Genomic DNA, 14,741 nt, shown 5'->3' with positions numbered 1-14,741 from the left:
TGCGCTGCGAAAACGTGCCTTCGAGTAGCAAAAATGGCTCGCGGCACCCTCCAAGTTCGAACGATCGCAAACTTGCAATCAGGGGCACGAAGCAGCAACTTCTGTCGGCCAGTACTTCAGCAGCCTGTTAGAGCGCAGACATCACGCAGAGATGGTCGCGCTGACCTGGGGACCAGCGCGGCTGCTCCATGCTGCGGCTCGTGGCGCACGTTGATTTGCGCCGCCGCCGCGTCGTTGGATGTCGCACGCGGGGCCTTCTTGTTGATGTCGGGTTGGCGGCACGGTAGCGCTAGGCTATACAACAGGATCTCCCTGCGTACAGACGAAGAACTCTGGCTCGCGCGCTCTATAGCGTCGCGGGTGCAGGCCCGCCAGCCCCATTTCGGCGGCGCAGTGCAACCGATCACATGCGGACCACTGGCTCGTACACGAGAGAAGCGACAACATCGCGCTGTCTGGGCATGTGTGAAGAGCACAAGGCGGGCGGCGCGCTAGGATCGGCCTCATCCGGGAAGCTGGGATGCTTCCGTATCAGCCCGAGGGCCCCATGAGTTCCGAACCCGTCGCCCGGCCGCGCAGCGGCCCCCGCAATCCCGTGCGAAAGCACGCCCAGGAGCGTTTCGACGCGTTGCTCGACGCGACGGAGCAGGTGCTGGCTGACAATCAGAACGAAGAGATCAGCCTGGCGCAGATTGCCGACATCGCTGGCGTGCCGCTGGCCTCGGTGTATCACTTCTTCCCCAACCGAAACGCGGCCTTCGTCGCCTTGGCCCAGCGCTTTCATGCCGAGCTGTGGCGCCTGGCCGCGCAGCCGCATGACCCGATGCCACAGACCTGGCAGGAGATGGTGGAGCGCAACCAGCGGCGCTCATCCTCCTACTTGAACGCACACCCGGCTGCCTTGCGCCTGTTCATGGGAGCGGGTGTGAGCGTGCAGGTACGCAACCTCGACATGCACGGCAACACGGTGCTCACGCGCATGCGCGTGGACCAGTTCGTACGCTATTTCGAGACGCCCCGCATCCCTGATTTCGAGAAACGCCTCGCCGTTGCGCTTGCGATTTCCGACGGCGTCTGGGCGCTGTCGTACAGCGCCCACGGGCGCATCACCGACGAGTACATCACCGAGTCGGTGCGTGCGGCCGTTGTCTACCTGCGCTGTTTCATGCCCGAGGTGCTGGAGCCTCGACGTTGAAAGGCTGGGGTCCCCGGGCCTAGTTCGGGCATGCGGGTTTTCCGCGTTCTTAGTCGAATAATCTTTAAATAGTATTCGTCTTGGCATTGTCCTTGCGTCAGTGCCGAAATCTCCCGTGTACCTCTCCAGAGTGCGCGAGATGGGTGCGTAATTCCGCTGCAGCGCACCATTTTAACGTGAAGCCTCTGAGCCCCAAATTTTTGTTGAAGTCGAATGTTCTATCAATTAATATCGATTAAGACGAGCCGCCAAGCGGCGTGTCGCAGCGAAGACATCGACATCAACCCCATCAAAGGACGGCTTCCATGTGGACGAATACCCAGGACAAGGCGCTTCAAGCGCGTGCGCAGCGCGTCATGCCAGGCGGCATGTACGGCCATGAATCCACGCGGCTGCTGCCGGCGGACTTCCCCCAGTTTTTTCAGCGCGCGCAAGGCACGCGGCTATGGGACGTGGACGGCAACGAGTACATCGACTACATGTGTGCCTTCGGCCCCAACCTGTTGGGCTACGGTCACGAGGCGGTCGAGGCAGCCGCACGTGCGCAGGCGCATCGCGGCGACACGATGACGGGCCCAAGTGACGCGATGGTGCGCCTGGCCGAGCTGTTCGTCGACACAGTGAGCCATGCGGACTGGGCGATGTTCTGCAAGAACGGCACCGACGCTACGGCCATGGCGCTGGTGTGCGCGCGGGCTCATCGCCAGCGCCGCAAGGTGCTTCTGGCTCAGGGCGCCTATCACGGCGCCGCGCCGTGGTGCATGCCGCAGGCCGCGGGAAGCACGCCCGAAGATCGCGCGCACATCATCCCGTTCCGCTACAACGATCTGGACAGCCTGGCGGCGGCTGTCGAACTCGCCGACAACGATCTTGCAGGCATCTTCGCCACGCCATTTCGCCATGAAGCCTTCAGCGACCAATACCTGCCGGGCGCCGACTATGCGCGTGCCGTGCGGCGGGTGTGCGACGAACGCGATGCGCTGCTGGTCGTGGACGACGTGCGCGCGGGCTTTCGCATGGCGCGTGACTGCAGTTGGTCCGCGACACCGACTACCTCGAACGCATCATGGACACGGGTCAGCTGCTGCGTGATGGGCTGCATGCGCAAGCTGCCAGCCACGGTTTCGCGTTGCGTCAGACCGGCCCCATGCAGATGCCCCAGATCTTTTTCGAGGACGACGCCGATATGCGCGTTGGGTATGCATGGACCGCGGCTGCCGTACGCCGCGGGGTTTATCTGCATCCATACCACAACATGTTCATCAATGCGGCGCTCACGCCCGAGGACGTAGCCCGCACGCTCGAGCGTACCGACGACGCCTTTGTCGAGTTGCGCCACAGCCGTGCCGCGCTGCCGCCGCAAAACGATGCGCGCGTGATGGAGCGCCTGCGTCGCGCCGCGCTCGCAACCGAGCCCGCCTGAGACCCGCTTTCCCCAAAGACCTTCGACCCATCCCTCATCGCTCCTGGAGATTCGCATGAAACGCAGAGATGTCCTCAAGGCCGGCGCCGCCGGTGCATTGATGCCGGGCTTCGCCATCGGCCAACAGGCCAAGGTGATCAAGTTCGTCCCGCAGGCCGACCTCGCGCTGCTCGACCTGGTGCAGACCACGGGCTTGGTCACGCGCAATCACGCGATGATGGTGTTCGACACGCTCTACGGCATGGACAACCAGTTCCAGCCGCAGCCGCAGATGGTTGCCGGGCATCAGGTCAGCGATGACGGCAAGACCTGGACGCTCACGCTGCGCGACAAGCTCGCGTTCCATGATGGCACTCCAGTGCTCGCACGCGATGCGGTTGCTAGCATCGAGCGCTGGGCCAAGGTCGACGTGCTGGGGCAGCTGATGCGCGCGCAGCTCGACGAGCTCAGCGCGCCGAGCGACAAGGCCCTGCGTTTTCGCTTCAAGAAGCCGTTTCCCTTGCTACCGCTCGCACTGAGCAAGACCAGCGGCATGTGTCCGATCATGCCGGTGCGTTTGGCCGCCACCGAGCCGTCAGTGCAGGTGACGGAGATGGTGGGCAGCGGGCCCTTTCGCTTCGTGCCCGGCGAACGGGTGCCGGGGTCGCGCGTGGTGTATCAGAAGTTCGCGGGCTACGTCCCTCGTGAGGGGGCACCAGCCTTCACCTCGGGCGCCAAGATCGCCTATGTCGATCGCGTGGAGTGGCACACCATCCCCGACGCCGCCACGGCCGCTGCAGCGTTGCAGTCCGGAGAGGTGGATTGGTGGGAGCAGCCCATCCCGGACCTGATCCCGGTGTTGCGTGGCCACAAGGACATCAACGTGCAGGTCCACGACAAGGCCGGCTCGATGGCGATGATTCGCTTCAATCAGCTCAACGCGCCCTTCGACAAACCCGCGGTACGCCGCGCGCTGCTTGCGGGCATCACGCAGTCGGACTACATGATGGCCGCGATGGGCGAGGACAAGCTGCGCTGGCGCGACAACGTGGGCTTCTTCCTGCCGGGCACGCCCTACGCCAACGACGGTGGCATGGCATCTCTCACGAGCGCGAGGAGCCTCGAAAAGGTCAAGAAGGACCTCGCCGCCGCGGGTTACAAGGGCGAGAAAGTGGTGATGCTGGTGCCGACCGACTTCGCGGTGCTCAACGCGATGAGCGAAGTGGCAGGTGATTACTTCAAGCGCGTGGGCATCAACCTCGACTACCAGTCGCTCGACTGGGGCACGGTGCTGCAGCGCCTGGCTTCCAAGCAGCCGATCGACAAGGGCGGCTGGAACCTGTTTTGTAACTTCGTGCCGGGCATCATCACTACCAGCCCTCCCTTGCACACCTACATGCGCGGCGTCGGGGCCAAGGGCACATTCGGCTGGCCCGAAAGCGCCAAGCACGAGGCGCTACTCGATGCTTTCTTCGGCGCCGCCGCACTCCCGGAGCAGCAGCGCTTGGCCCGCGAGATGCAGCTACAGGCCTTCCAGGATGTGCCCTACATCCCGACGGGGCTGATGCTGCAGCCGGCCGCGTACCGCAAGAGCCTGAGCGGCATGCTTGACGGCTCGCCGCTGTTCCACAACATCAAGAAGGCCTGATCCGCGGCGATCGCGATCCTCCCTTGCCTTCACGAAAGCGGCCCGTCCATGCTCACCACAGACGCATCCCAGGCGCGTTACCTCATCGATCCCACGCGGCTGGACCTGGCACGCGAGTTCCGCCGCGTGCCCCGCGGGCATTACAGCCTGGAGCTGCAGCAGGTGCTCTACCGGATGCGCTGGTCCGGGGTGGGGCAGCGACACGTGCTGCTCATGCTGGAGCCGGGTCGACGCTGGATGCTGGCGCAACTGCCGGCGCGGCGCGGCGAGCCGCTGAAGACCTTCCCTGAACAGGTGTTCACGAGCATCGCGGATGCGGAGTGGACGGTGTTTTGCCTGCGCTGGGAATTGCTCACCGGCGAATCGATCTCGAACCTGAACCTCGACTGAGGCCCCCATGCTGAATACCGTTGCCGTCATCGGCTATGCCGCGCCGATCGAAGTCGCCTGCGGCTCGACCGTTGAATTCAAGCTCAGCAGCGCCACGCTCAGCTCGGCGCGCGCGCAAATTGTGAAGATCCGCTGCGGCGATCCGGATCCATCGGGACCCGGCGTGCAGCTGATTGCGATGCCTTCGCCGCTGGACGGTGAGGTCGCGCTCACCCATCAACCAATCCATGCCGGCTCCTGTGGATTGGTCGACGATGCACCGGCGTTGCGCGCACTGGACTCTTTCAGCATCGGCTGCTGGGTCTGGCCGACCTTGCTCGATGCTGGCGCGCAGACCGTGGTGGCGCGTTGGCGCGAGGACACGCAGGAGGGCTGGCGGCTGGGCCTCGATGCGCAGGGCCGCGCGAGCTTCACCGTCGCAGTCGCGGGCCACACTTGCTCGGCGACCGCTTCTCGCGCGCTGCTCGAACGGGAGTGGGCGTTCATCGGAGCAAGCTATGACTCGACCAGCGGCCAGTTGGAGGTATTCCAGCGCAGTCTCGATGTTCTTGGTGGGCGAGATCGCAGTGCCTCGGACAAAGGCTCGGCGCCGCGTCACGCCGCCTGGCCCGCTGGCTTGCCGCTGAGCTTTGCGGCGCACCTGCGCGATGACGGCACGCTGCATCTGACGGCAGCGCATTTCAATGGAAAGATCGACCGTCCACGGCTGCATGCCGGCGTACATTCTCTCGAGGCCCTGCGCGCCAGCGCCGCCGCGCTGCGGCCCGTGCGCGGTGACACCGACCTCGTCGCGGCATGGGACTTCTCGGAGGCCATCGGCAGCGACCGCTTTGTAGACCGTGGTCCTCACGGCTTGCATGGCGTGCTGCGCAACGCACCCACGCGCGCCGTGACCGGTGCCAATTGGAGCGCACGCACACCGCACTGGACCGAGGCGACCGAGGAGTACGGGGCCATCCATTTCCACAACGACGACATCGACGATTGCCGTTGGAATACCGATCTGTCCCTGGACATTCCGACGGACTGGCCCAGCGGCTTCTACTCCCTGCGGCTGAGCGCCACAGACACCGACGGCCAGCCGGCCGAGAGTCACGTGCCATTCTTCATCGGCGCGCAGCCCGGGCAGGCGCGCGCGCGCCTGGCCTTCGTGGCTTCGACTGCCACCTTCCTCGCCTATTCGAACAGCGCGATCCGTCTCGACTTGCAGCCCACCGAAGCGATGCTCGAACAATTGCTTGTACTGGGCCCCGACGACGCCTACCTGCAGGAGCACCGCGAGCTCGGACTGTCGACCTACGACACACATTCCGACGGCAGCGGTTGGTGCTATGCCAGCGCCGCGCGGCCGATCCTGAACATGCGCCCCCATGGCGGTGGCTACTACCAGATGGACACCCGCGTGATCGACTGGCTCGACAGTACGGGCATTTCTTACGACGTCATCACCGACTCGGACATTCACCGTCACGGTGCGCAGTTGCTTGCGGACTATGGCTGCGTCCTCACCGGCTGCCATCCGGAGTACTACACACAGCAGATGCTCGATGCTTTCGAGACTTATCAGGCCGGCGGCGGCCGGCACGTCTATCTCGGCGGGAACGGCTTCTACTGGCGCACGGCCTTCCATCCGACGAAGCCCGGTCGCATCGAGATCCGACGCGGGCTCACTGGAACACGCACCTGGGAGGGCGAGCCTGGCGAGAACGGTTTGTCGAGCACCGGCGAACCCAGCGGCCTGTGGCGCAGCAACGGACGTCCGCCGCAGCGCCTGGTGGGCGTGGGTTTCGATGCCCAGGTGTTCGACCGCGGCTGCGCCTACAGGAGGCTACCTGACAGCCTCGATCCGCGCGTTGCCTTCATCTTCGAGGGCGTGGGCGAGCAGGAGGTCATCGGCGACTTCGGCCTGCGCGGTGGCGCCGGTGGCCATGAGATTGATCGCGTCGACACGCGCCTGGGCTCGCCACCGCACCTTCTGCGCGTGGCCACGGCCGACGACTTCGGCTCGGGTGGGCTTGCCACGCCCGAGGAGTTCGGCGTGAGCCACCGCGGTCTGGGTGGCGATCAGAACAACCAGATCCGTGCCGATATGACTTTCTTCCCGACCGCGCGCGGCGGTGCTGTATTCACCACCGGGTCCATTGCCTGGGGCATGGCACTTGCGCACCGGGGGTACGACAACAACGTGAGCCGCATCACCGCCAACGTGCTGCGCCGGTTCATCGACCCGGCACCGTTCACGGGCTTCGGCGCCAGCGACGAGGAGGCGTACTGATGTTTGCGTCCATGCACGGCCGCACGGCCATCGTCACCGGAGCAAGCAGAGGCATCGGCCGCGGTATCGCGGCTCGTTTTGCCGCGGCTGGCATGCTGGTGCTCGTGGTGGCACGGCGGCTGGAAGACGCGCAGCGCACCGCGCAGGAGATCGGTGGCACGGCCTCGGGCTTTGCCGCCGACATCACCGACCCCAAGGCCACACGCGCCATGGCCGCGGAAGCTCTCGCGCGCTACGGTGCCATTGACGTGCTGTGCGCCAACGCCGGCATCTTTCCGCGCGCTCGCATCGACGAGATGACGGCGGACGGCTTCGACGCGATGACCAGCGTCAATCTCAAGGGCACCTTTCTATCGGTGCAGGCGTGCCTCGACGCGATGAAGGCGCGGCACGATGGCCGCATCGTCATCGTCGGCTCGATCACCGGCACGACCGGCGGCTATCCAGGCTATGCGCACTACGCAGCCAGCAAGGCTGGCCAACTCGGCTTCATGCGTTGTGCTGCGATCGAGCTCGCGCCCTGGGGAATCACGGTGAATGCGGTTCTGCCCGGCAATGTGCGCACTGAGGAGCAACCCGCGCACAAGAGTGAATATCAGCGCAAGAAGCTCGTGATGAGCCCGCTTGGCCGCCTCGCGGGGGTGGAGGACATCGCCAACGGCGCGCTGTTCCTGGCGAGCCGTGAGGCAGGCGCGATCACCGGGCAGACGCTGATCGTCGACGCAGGGCAGTCGCTGCCCTAGTCGCCTTCGGCGGTCGAAGAAGCTATGGCCGCGGCCGCGAGGGACTGAGCGCCATGTTCGCTTACATCCTTCGCCGCGCAGGAACCACGCTGCCCGTGATGGCCATGGTTGCTTTCTTCATCTTCAGTCTGCTGTACCTGGCACCGGGCGACCCGGCCGCCATGATCGCGGGTGACCAGGCCACTCCCGAGGACCTCGCGCGAATTCGGGAGAGCCTCGGCCTGTCGCGTCCCTTCCTTGCGCAGTTCGCCGACTGGTCGTGGCGCGTGCTGCACTTCGATCTCGGCAAGTCGATCTTCACCGGCACGCCGGTGACCGCGCTGATCGGCCAGCGCATGGAGGCCACCGTCTCCTTGCTCGTGATGACGCTGATCACTGCCGTGCTGATCGCGGTCCCGTTGGGCGTGATCGCCGCCTGGAAGGCAGGCAGCCTGTTCGATCGAGCCATCATGGCTTTCGCCGTATTCGGCTTCTCGGTCCCCGTGTTCGCCGTCGGCTACATGCTGGCCTGGGTGTTCGCGCTGCAGATGCAGTGGCTGCCGGTGCAGGGCTACGTGCCGCTATCAGAAGGTGCATGGCCCTGGCTGCAGCGGCTGTTGCTGCCGGCCTTGACGATGAGCTTCGGCTATGTTGCGCTGATCGCACGCATCACCCGAACCACCATGCTGGAGGTACTGCAGCAAGACTACGTGCGTACCGCGCGGGCCAAGGGACTCGCGAGCCGTGGCGTACTGTTCGTGCATGCGCTGAAAAATGCCTCGGTGCCGATCGTCACCGTTATCGGGCTGGGCATTGCCATGTTGATTGGCGGTGCGGTGGTTACCGAAAGCGTCTTCGCCATTCCGGGCATTGGTCGGCTCACGGTGGACGCCATCCTGCGACGCGACTACCCCGTCATCCAGGGGGTGGTACTGATGTTCAGCTTTGTCTACATGCTGATCAACCTGTTGATCGACGTCTCGTACACCTTGCTAGATCCGAGGATTCGGTATTGAACTCCCTTCACATTCCCATGGAAGTGCGCGCGATGCCCGTGCCTGCGTCCGAGGCTGCTAAGCAGCCCGAACTGCTGCCGCCGGTAAAGGTGCGTCGCGGCTGGATTGGCTTCGTCCGCCGCCATCCCACGATCGCCATCGGCGGGGGCCTGCTGTTGGTCCTGGTGCTGATCGGACTCTTTGCCCCCTGGCTCGGCACTGTGGACCCGAGCGCGATCGCGCCGGCGCGGCGCACGCGTGCACCGTCTGCCGAATTTTGGTTCGGCACCGACATGCTCGGTCGCGACGTCTACTCGCGTGTGCTTCTGGGTACACGGGTTTCGCTTGTCGTGGGGTTTTCGGTGGCCTGCATTGCCACCGCGATCGGGCTCGCGATCGGTCTGCTGTCGGGTTTCGTGCGCTGGGCGGACGGTCCGGTCATGCGCGCAATGGATGCGCTCATGTCGATTCCCCCGATTCTTTTGGCCATCGCGCTGATGGCGCTCACGCGTGGCAGCATCGGCAATGTGATCATCGCCATCACCATCGCGGAAATCCCGCGCGTGGCGCGGCTGGTGCGCGGCGTGGTGCTCTCACTGCGCGAGCAGGCTTACGTGGACGCGGCCATCACTACAGGTACGCCAACGCTGCGAATCATCCGACGCCACATCCTGCCCAACACGATCGCGCCAATGATGGTGCAGGCCACCTACATCTGCGCCAGCGCGATGATCATCGAGGCCATGTTGTCGTTCATCGGCGCAGGCATTCCACCCTCGACGCCCTCGTGGGGCAACATCATGGCCGAGGGCAGGGCACTGTGGCAGGTGAAGCCTTACATCGTCTTCATCCCGGCCGTGTTCCTGTCGGCCACGGTGCTGGCCATCAATTTGCTGGGCGACGGGTTGCGCGATGCGCTGGACCCGCGCGTGGCCAAGGGGATCTGAGATGGCACTGCTTGAAGTCGAGAACCTGCGCGTCCACTTTCGTACGCCCGACGGCATCAACCGCGCCGTCGATGGTCTGTCGTTTCACGTGAACGAAGGCGAGACGCTGGCGATCGTGGGCGAGTCAGGATGCGGCAAGTCCGTCACCTCGATGTCATTGCTGCGCCTGTTGCCCGAGCCGCCAGCCAAGATCGCGGGGCGCATCCGTTTCCAGCAGCGCGACCTGTTGGCGCTCGACGACGCCGCGCTGCGCGCGGTGCGCGGCAACGAGATCTCCATGATTTTCCAGGAGCCGATGACGAGCCTGAACCCGGTGCTGACGGTGGGCTTCCAGATCGCCGAGACGTTGCGCCTGCATCAGAAGCTCGACAAGCGCGCGGCCGCGAGGCGTGCCGTCGAGATGCTGCAGCTGGTGGGAATTCCGGCCCCCGAGCGCCGTCTGCATGAGTATCCGCACCAGTTGTCAGGCGGGATGCGGCAGCGCGTGATGATCGCGATGGCGCTCGCCTGCAATCCGAAGCTGCTGATTGCCGATGAGCCGACAACCGCACTGGACGTCACCATTCAGGCGCAGATCCTGGATCTGATGGCCGAGCTCAAGCATCGTACCGGCGCGGCCATCGTGCTGATCACGCACGATCTTGGTGTGGTCGCCGACGTGGCCGAGCGCGTGATGGTGATGTATGCCGGCCGCAAGGTCGAGGAGGCGCCGGTCGCGGAGTTGCTCGCGCGCCCACGGCATCCCTACACGCGCGGCCTGCTCGCGGCGATTCCGCGGCCTGGAGCGTCGCAGCATGGCCAGCGTTCGCGGCTGGCCGAGATTCCGGGCATGGTTCCGAGTCTGAAGCAGCGCATCGACGGCTGCCTGTTTGCTGGCCGTTGTGCCCAGGCGACCGAGCTGTGCCATCGGGCGATGCCCGCGCTTGAAGCCAAGTCCAGCGGCCATTTCGCGGCCTGCCATCACGCGCCCGCCGAGACGAATCCCATGGAGCTTGTCGCATGAGCCATCTTCTCGAAGTCAAGGACTTGAAGAAGCACTTTCCGCTCAAGCGCAGCTGGCTTGGTCAGGCGACGGGAAAGGTGCATGCGGTGGATGGCGTCTCGTTCCATGTGGAGCGTGGCGAGACTCTGTCGCTGGTGGGTGAGTCAGGATGCGGAAAATCGACCGTCGGTCGATCGGTGCTGCGCCTGTTCGACCTCACCGCAGGCGAAGTGCGACTGGACGGACAGCGCATCGACAACCTGTCCGCTCGGCAATTGCGGCCGATGCGGCAGAAGTTGCAAGTTGTGTTCCAAGACCCGTTCGCCAGCCTCAACCCGCGCATGACCGTCGCGCAGGTGCTGGCCGAGCCCATCGAAAACTTCGAGCCTCATCTGTCTGAGCAAGCGCAACGCGCCCGCGTGGAGCGATTGCTGGACCTCGTGCGGCTGCCGCGCGCCGCTATCCTCATGAGTTCTCGGGCGGCCAGCGCCAGCGCATCTGCATCGCGCGCGCATTGGCTTCGAATCCCCAGCTCATGATCTGCGATGAAGCGGTCTCGGCGCTCGATGTGTCAGTGAAGGCGCAGATCGTCAACCTGCTGCAGGACTTGCAGGCCGAGCTCGGCTTAGCGCTGCTGTTCATCAGCCACGACCTGGGTATCGTCGAACACATGACGCACCGCGTGGCAGTGATGTACCTCGGCCGTATCGTTGAGCAAGGCACTGCGTGCAATCTGTTCGCCGCGCCTCGCCATCCTTACACACAGGCATTGCTGTCGGCTGCGCCTGGTCAAGCCAAGGGCCATCGGCGCATCGTGCTCAAGGGTGACGTGCCGAGCCCGGTGAACCCGCCTGCTGGCTGCCATTTCCATACCCGCTGTCGTCATGCATTCGACCGCTGTCGCAGCGAGGCGCCAGTGCTGGAGGACAAGGGTGGTGGGCACCAGGCAGCGTGTCATCTCCAGAACCTCCCTGATTGAAGATCCACCTCGCGAGAGCCCCACGAGAGCAATAGAGACAACCCCCGCCCCTTTCCCCATGATCGTCCAAACCTCTTCCGATTCCGAAAACTCTTCCACGGCTGCCGCACAAGTCGCTGAGTGGCTCGAAGCCCTGGCCGACACACTATCCCAGCAAAAGCTGGAGGCGCTGGATGGCTTGTTCGAGCCCGACTGCTTCTGGCGCGACTTCCTTGCGTTCACTTGGAACATCAAGACGGTCGAGGGCGTGGCTTCGGTACGAGAGATGCTCTCGCACGTGCTACCGCGGATGGACGGCTCGATCGCCTGGGCGCTTGATCGCGCAAGTGTGCAGTGCGAAGGCGAGGTCGTGAGTGCATGGTTCCGTTTCGAGACTGCAGTGGGACGAGGCCAGGGGCACCTGCGACTGCGCGCCGGCCAATGCTGGACCTTCTTTACCGCCTTGCGCGAACTCAAGGGTTTCGAGGAACGCAAGGGGCGTCGGCGTCCGTTGGGAACCTCCCACCACTACGGGCCGGGGCGCACGACTTGGCTGGAGGAGCGCGAGCGCGAAGCGGCGGCACTTGGCCGTACCGAGCAGCCCTATTGCGTCATCGTTGGCGGCGGGCAAGGCGGCATCGCGCTGGCGGCGCGACTGCGTCGCCTGGATGTGCCTACCCTTGTGATCGAGCGCAATGCAAAGGCAGGGGATTCCTGGCGCCAGCGCTACAAGTCGTTGTGCCTGCACGATCCTGTGTGGTACGACCATCTTCCCTACCTGCCCTTTCCCGAGGACTGGCCAGTATTCACGCCCAAGGACAAGCTCGGGGACTGGCTCGAAGCGTACACCCGCATCATGGAGATCAATTACTGGTCGTCCACGAGTTGCGAGAGCGCCTGCTATGACGAAGCCGCGCAAGAGTGGGTGGTCAGGGTGCAGCGCGAGGGTGAGGCGATCGTGTTGCGGCCCAAGCAACTGGTCTTCGCGCTTGGCGTCTCAGGCTATCCGAGCACGCCGGTCATCGAAGGACACGAGACCTTCACAGGCACGCAATCCCACTCGAGTGCCTACGAAGGCGGCGAAGCCTGGCGCGGGAAGCGCTGCGTGGTGCTCGGTTCGAACAATTCGGCCCACGACATTTGCGCGGATCTGTGGGAGCACGGCGCGCAGGTCACGATGCTCCAGCGTTCGTCGACGCTCATCGTCAAGTCCGACACCTTGATGCAACGCGTGATCGGCAAGCTCTACTCCGAGGACGCGCTCGAGCGTGGCATCGATGCGGAGCGTGCTGACTTGATCCAGGCTTCCACGCCGCTGAAGCTCTCGGCGCAGATGAATGTACCGATCTACGAAGAGATCGCCGAGGCGGATGCTGAGTTCTATGCGCGGTTGCGCGATGCTGGCTTCATGCTCGACTTCGGGGAGGATGGTTCAGGCTTGCACACAAAGTACCTGCGCCGTGGATCTGGGTACTACATCGATGTCGGTGCCTCGGAACTTGTAGCCGAGGGCAAGATTGGCTTGCGCAGCGGCGTGGGCATCGCACGCATCGAGGCCGACCGCGTGGTGCTGACCAGCGGGGAGACGTTGGAGGCTGACCTGCTGGTGTATGCCACCGGGTACGGCTCGATGAATGCGTGGGTGGCGGACATCGTGTCTCCAGAGGTGGCCGATCGGGTGGGCAAGTGCTGGGGAGTGGGCTCTGACACCGCCCGAGATCCAGGCCCTTGGGAGGGTGAGTTGAGAAACATGTGGAAGCCGACCTGCCAGACGGCGCTGTGGTTCCACGGTGGCAATCTCAGCCAGTCGCGCCACTACTCGCTCTACCTTGCGCTGCAGTTGAAGGCGCGAATGGAAGGGATCGTTACGCCGGTATGGGGCATGGAGCCGGTCCGGCACCTTCGGTAGCGTCGTTGGGTATGACGAGGCCGCGTGTGACGTCGGAAACAGACCAGGCGCTGTGGCCGATACATCCTCGTGTCGTCTTGTGATGTAGAAAGTGCTTGCTGGTGAGGGGCGAGACCCATCTGCCAAATCCTTCGTCCGGCGCTGGCACTCGATCGTCACCGTCGATGAGTTTTCGATCGTCAGGCGCCTGACGGACCGGTTGGCTTCCTGCCATCGATGCCTGCCAGCTCGCACTCTGGGCACATGCTCTCACAAGTGCTGTCGATCGCTCTTGCGCATGAGCGCCGGACTCGGCAGCCCGCCCGCCCCATCCGCCGTTGCTGTGTAGACGGGCAGGTAGCGGCCCCCCGGCTACTGACGGGCGGTGGATTGGGCGTGTGCATCCTCTATCTGGAGGAGCTCAAATTCCAGGCTCGCGATAGCGATCCAATCTGTAGTCGCTTAATATTCCCAGGCAAGTGGCGTGTGCTCGCACGCTCCGTGCACGAATGCAAAAGGAGACCACGATGGCTCGATTCGACGAGGATCTCTACGCTGCCTGGGCTGCGTCCGAGGCCACCCTCTACAACACGTTGCGCGAGCTCGGCCCCGGTGCCCTGCCGAACGCCCTCAACGAGTTGGCTGAGCTCAAGCTCGAGGCGAACCGAAGGTTCATGGACTTGTGGACTGCTGGTGCCGCACCTCCTTCCACGGCAGGTGTCGCAGCTTCCAGATAGTCCTCTCGCGTGGAGATTGGCGCCAGCAAGGTACGCGCGGCCGCTGATCGCCGACGGACGAGGCCTATCCGGGCTGAGGGTCTTCCGCCTCGAACACGAAGTGACGCATACCTCTGCTCAGCGGGGAGGCGGTTGGTGCGCGGGCGAGGGCGTGATCAAGTCGCGCCGCAGGCTCCAGATGCATGCGCCCAACTTGAGCAGGCGCTCTACCTTTCGGTCATAGGTATCCCAGGCCGGATTCTCCTCTGCAATGAGCTGCGCGATGAACTCGAACGCATCGGAAGGGTTGAGGGCGAGGCCCTCTCTCGCCATTTCCATCGAGGTGGCCAGGACATCAGTCTTTTTCATTACCTGCATAACGTGGCGCACCACGGGGGTGGATTCACCCCCCCTCGCACGATGACGCCAGAAACGTGAAAAAAGTCCTGAAAAATCGGTGTTTGTGCATTCCGGCGTAGCAGCGAAAACACTCTAGCAGGCTGCTGAAGTACTGGCCGACAGAAGTTGCTGCTTCGTGCCCCTGATTGCAAGTTTGCGATCGTTCGAACTTGGAGGGTGCCGCGAGCCATTTTTGCTACTCGAAGGCACGTTTTCGCAGCGCA

General features: G+C 64.2%; 14 protein-coding genes and 1 pseudogene. 14 read left to right on the top strand and 1 reads right to left on the bottom strand.

Annotated elements, in window-relative coordinates; all coding sequences use genetic code 11:
- The first annotated feature begins 547 nt into the window (after positions 1 to 547).
- From GAK28_RS24555 to GAK28_RS24490, 14 genes and pseudogenes are all read left to right on the top strand, one after another.
- A complete protein-coding gene (locus tag GAK28_RS24555; protein ID WP_291785501.1) occupies positions 548 to 1,195 on the top strand; it encodes a TetR/AcrR family transcriptional regulator in 648 nt (215 codons plus the stop codon).
- Positions 1,196 to 1,563: 368 nt separating this feature from the next.
- Entirely contained in the window at positions 1,564 to 2,487 is a 924-nt protein-coding gene (locus tag GAK28_RS24550; RefSeq protein ID WP_291785498.1) for an aminotransferase class III-fold pyridoxal phosphate-dependent enzyme, read from the top strand.
- Positions 2,451 to 2,618: a hypothetical protein gene (locus GAK28_RS24545; RefSeq protein WP_291785495.1), complete on the top strand. Its 168-nt coding sequence runs from the start codon at positions 2,451 to 2,453 to the stop codon at positions 2,616 to 2,618. The genes GAK28_RS24550 and GAK28_RS24545 overlap by 37 nt, the downstream gene beginning before the upstream one ends.
- 55 nt (positions 2,619 to 2,673) lie before the next feature.
- On the top strand, positions 2,674 to 4,245 hold the full coding sequence (locus GAK28_RS24540) for an ABC transporter substrate-binding protein (RefSeq protein ID WP_291785492.1): 1,572 nt from the start codon (positions 2,674 to 2,676) through the stop codon (positions 4,243 to 4,245).
- Positions 4,246 to 4,293: 48 nt separating this feature from the next.
- The gene (locus tag GAK28_RS24535; RefSeq protein WP_291785489.1) at positions 4,294 to 4,635 is read left to right on the top strand and encodes a hypothetical protein; all 342 of its coding nucleotides are present in this window, start codon (positions 4,294 to 4,296) and stop codon (positions 4,633 to 4,635) included.
- A gap of 7 nt (positions 4,636 to 4,642) precedes the next feature.
- Complete coding sequence (locus GAK28_RS24530) at positions 4,643 to 6,910, top strand: N,N-dimethylformamidase beta subunit family domain-containing protein (RefSeq protein ID WP_291785487.1); 2,268 nt, start codon at positions 4,643 to 4,645, stop codon at positions 6,908 to 6,910.
- A complete protein-coding gene (locus GAK28_RS24525) occupies positions 6,910 to 7,653 on the top strand; it encodes an SDR family NAD(P)-dependent oxidoreductase (RefSeq protein ID WP_291785484.1) in 744 nt (247 codons plus the stop codon). The genes GAK28_RS24530 and GAK28_RS24525 overlap by 1 nt, the downstream gene beginning before the upstream one ends.
- 53 nt (positions 7,654 to 7,706) lie before the next feature.
- A complete protein-coding gene (locus tag GAK28_RS24520) occupies positions 7,707 to 8,648 on the top strand; it encodes an ABC transporter permease (protein ID WP_291785481.1) in 942 nt (313 codons plus the stop codon).
- Between the two features lie 32 nt (positions 8,649 to 8,680).
- Positions 8,681 to 9,574, top strand: a complete 894-nt coding sequence (locus GAK28_RS24515; RefSeq protein ID WP_291785478.1) for an ABC transporter permease — start codon at positions 8,681 to 8,683, stop codon at positions 9,572 to 9,574.
- A gap of 1 nt (position 9,575) precedes the next feature.
- Positions 9,576 to 10,577, top strand: a complete 1,002-nt coding sequence (locus tag GAK28_RS24510) for an ABC transporter ATP-binding protein (RefSeq protein WP_291785475.1) — start codon at positions 9,576 to 9,578, stop codon at positions 10,575 to 10,577.
- A pseudogene (locus GAK28_RS24505) lies at positions 10,574 to 11,052 on the top strand (ATP-binding cassette domain-containing protein); the annotation flags it as partial. The gene GAK28_RS24510 and the pseudogene GAK28_RS24505, both read left to right, overlap by 4 nt.
- A gap of 39 nt (positions 11,053 to 11,091) precedes the next feature.
- Complete coding sequence (locus GAK28_RS24500; RefSeq protein WP_291785502.1) at positions 11,092 to 11,535, top strand: oligopeptide/dipeptide ABC transporter ATP-binding protein; 444 nt, start codon at positions 11,092 to 11,094, stop codon at positions 11,533 to 11,535.
- Complete coding sequence (locus GAK28_RS24495; protein WP_291785474.1) at positions 11,492 to 13,423, top strand: NAD(P)/FAD-dependent oxidoreductase; 1,932 nt, start codon at positions 11,492 to 11,494, stop codon at positions 13,421 to 13,423. The genes GAK28_RS24500 and GAK28_RS24495 overlap by 44 nt, the downstream gene beginning before the upstream one ends.
- A gap of 506 nt (positions 13,424 to 13,929) precedes the next feature.
- Positions 13,930 to 14,139, top strand: a complete 210-nt coding sequence (locus GAK28_RS24490) for a hypothetical protein (protein ID WP_291785471.1) — start codon at positions 13,930 to 13,932, stop codon at positions 14,137 to 14,139.
- A 117-nt stretch (positions 14,140 to 14,256) separates the two neighbouring features.
- Here the strand turns inward: GAK28_RS24490 and GAK28_RS24485 are convergent, their stop codons facing one another.
- Entirely contained in the window at positions 14,257 to 14,487 is a 231-nt protein-coding gene (locus GAK28_RS24485) for a hypothetical protein (RefSeq protein ID WP_291785468.1), read from the bottom strand.
- Positions 14,488 to 14,741: the final 254 nt, after the last annotated feature.

The sequence above is a fragment of the Luteibacter sp. genome (assembly GCF_009912395.1).
In the GTDB taxonomy this organism is placed as follows: Bacteria; Pseudomonadota; Gammaproteobacteria; order Xanthomonadales; family Rhodanobacteraceae; genus Luteibacter.
The sequence above is the reverse complement of the archived record's forward strand: the minus strand, read 5'-3'. Positions and strand labels throughout refer to the sequence as shown.

Coding starts and splice junctions, on each gene's coding strand:
- GAK28_RS24510 (WP_291785475.1), top strand. CDS start 9,576: ATGGCACTGCTTGAAGTCGAGAACCTGCGCGTCCACTTTCGTACGCCC.
- GAK28_RS24525 (WP_291785484.1), top strand. CDS start 6,910: ATGTTTGCGTCCATGCACGGCCGCACGGCCATCGTCACCGGAGCAAGC.
- GAK28_RS24515 (WP_291785478.1), top strand. CDS start 8,681: ATGCCCGTGCCTGCGTCCGAGGCTGCTAAGCAGCCCGAACTGCTGCCG.
- GAK28_RS24520 (WP_291785481.1), top strand. CDS start 7,707: ATGTTCGCTTACATCCTTCGCCGCGCAGGAACCACGCTGCCCGTGATG.
- GAK28_RS24485 (WP_291785468.1), bottom strand. CDS start 14,487: ATGAAAAAGACTGATGTCCTGGCCACCTCGATGGAAATGGCGAGAGAG.
- GAK28_RS24530 (WP_291785487.1), top strand. CDS start 4,643: ATGCTGAATACCGTTGCCGTCATCGGCTATGCCGCGCCGATCGAAGTC.
- GAK28_RS24490 (WP_291785471.1), top strand. CDS start 13,930: ATGGCTCGATTCGACGAGGATCTCTACGCTGCCTGGGCTGCGTCCGAG.
- GAK28_RS24500 (WP_291785502.1), top strand. CDS start 11,092: ATGATCTGCGATGAAGCGGTCTCGGCGCTCGATGTGTCAGTGAAGGCG.
- GAK28_RS24550 (WP_291785498.1), top strand. CDS start 1,564: ATGTACGGCCATGAATCCACGCGGCTGCTGCCGGCGGACTTCCCCCAG.
- GAK28_RS24540 (WP_291785492.1), top strand. CDS start 2,674: ATGAAACGCAGAGATGTCCTCAAGGCCGGCGCCGCCGGTGCATTGATG.
- GAK28_RS24545 (WP_291785495.1), top strand. CDS start 2,451: ATGTTCATCAATGCGGCGCTCACGCCCGAGGACGTAGCCCGCACGCTC.
- GAK28_RS24535 (WP_291785489.1), top strand. CDS start 4,294: ATGCTCACCACAGACGCATCCCAGGCGCGTTACCTCATCGATCCCACG.
- GAK28_RS24555 (WP_291785501.1), top strand. CDS start 548: ATGAGTTCCGAACCCGTCGCCCGGCCGCGCAGCGGCCCCCGCAATCCC.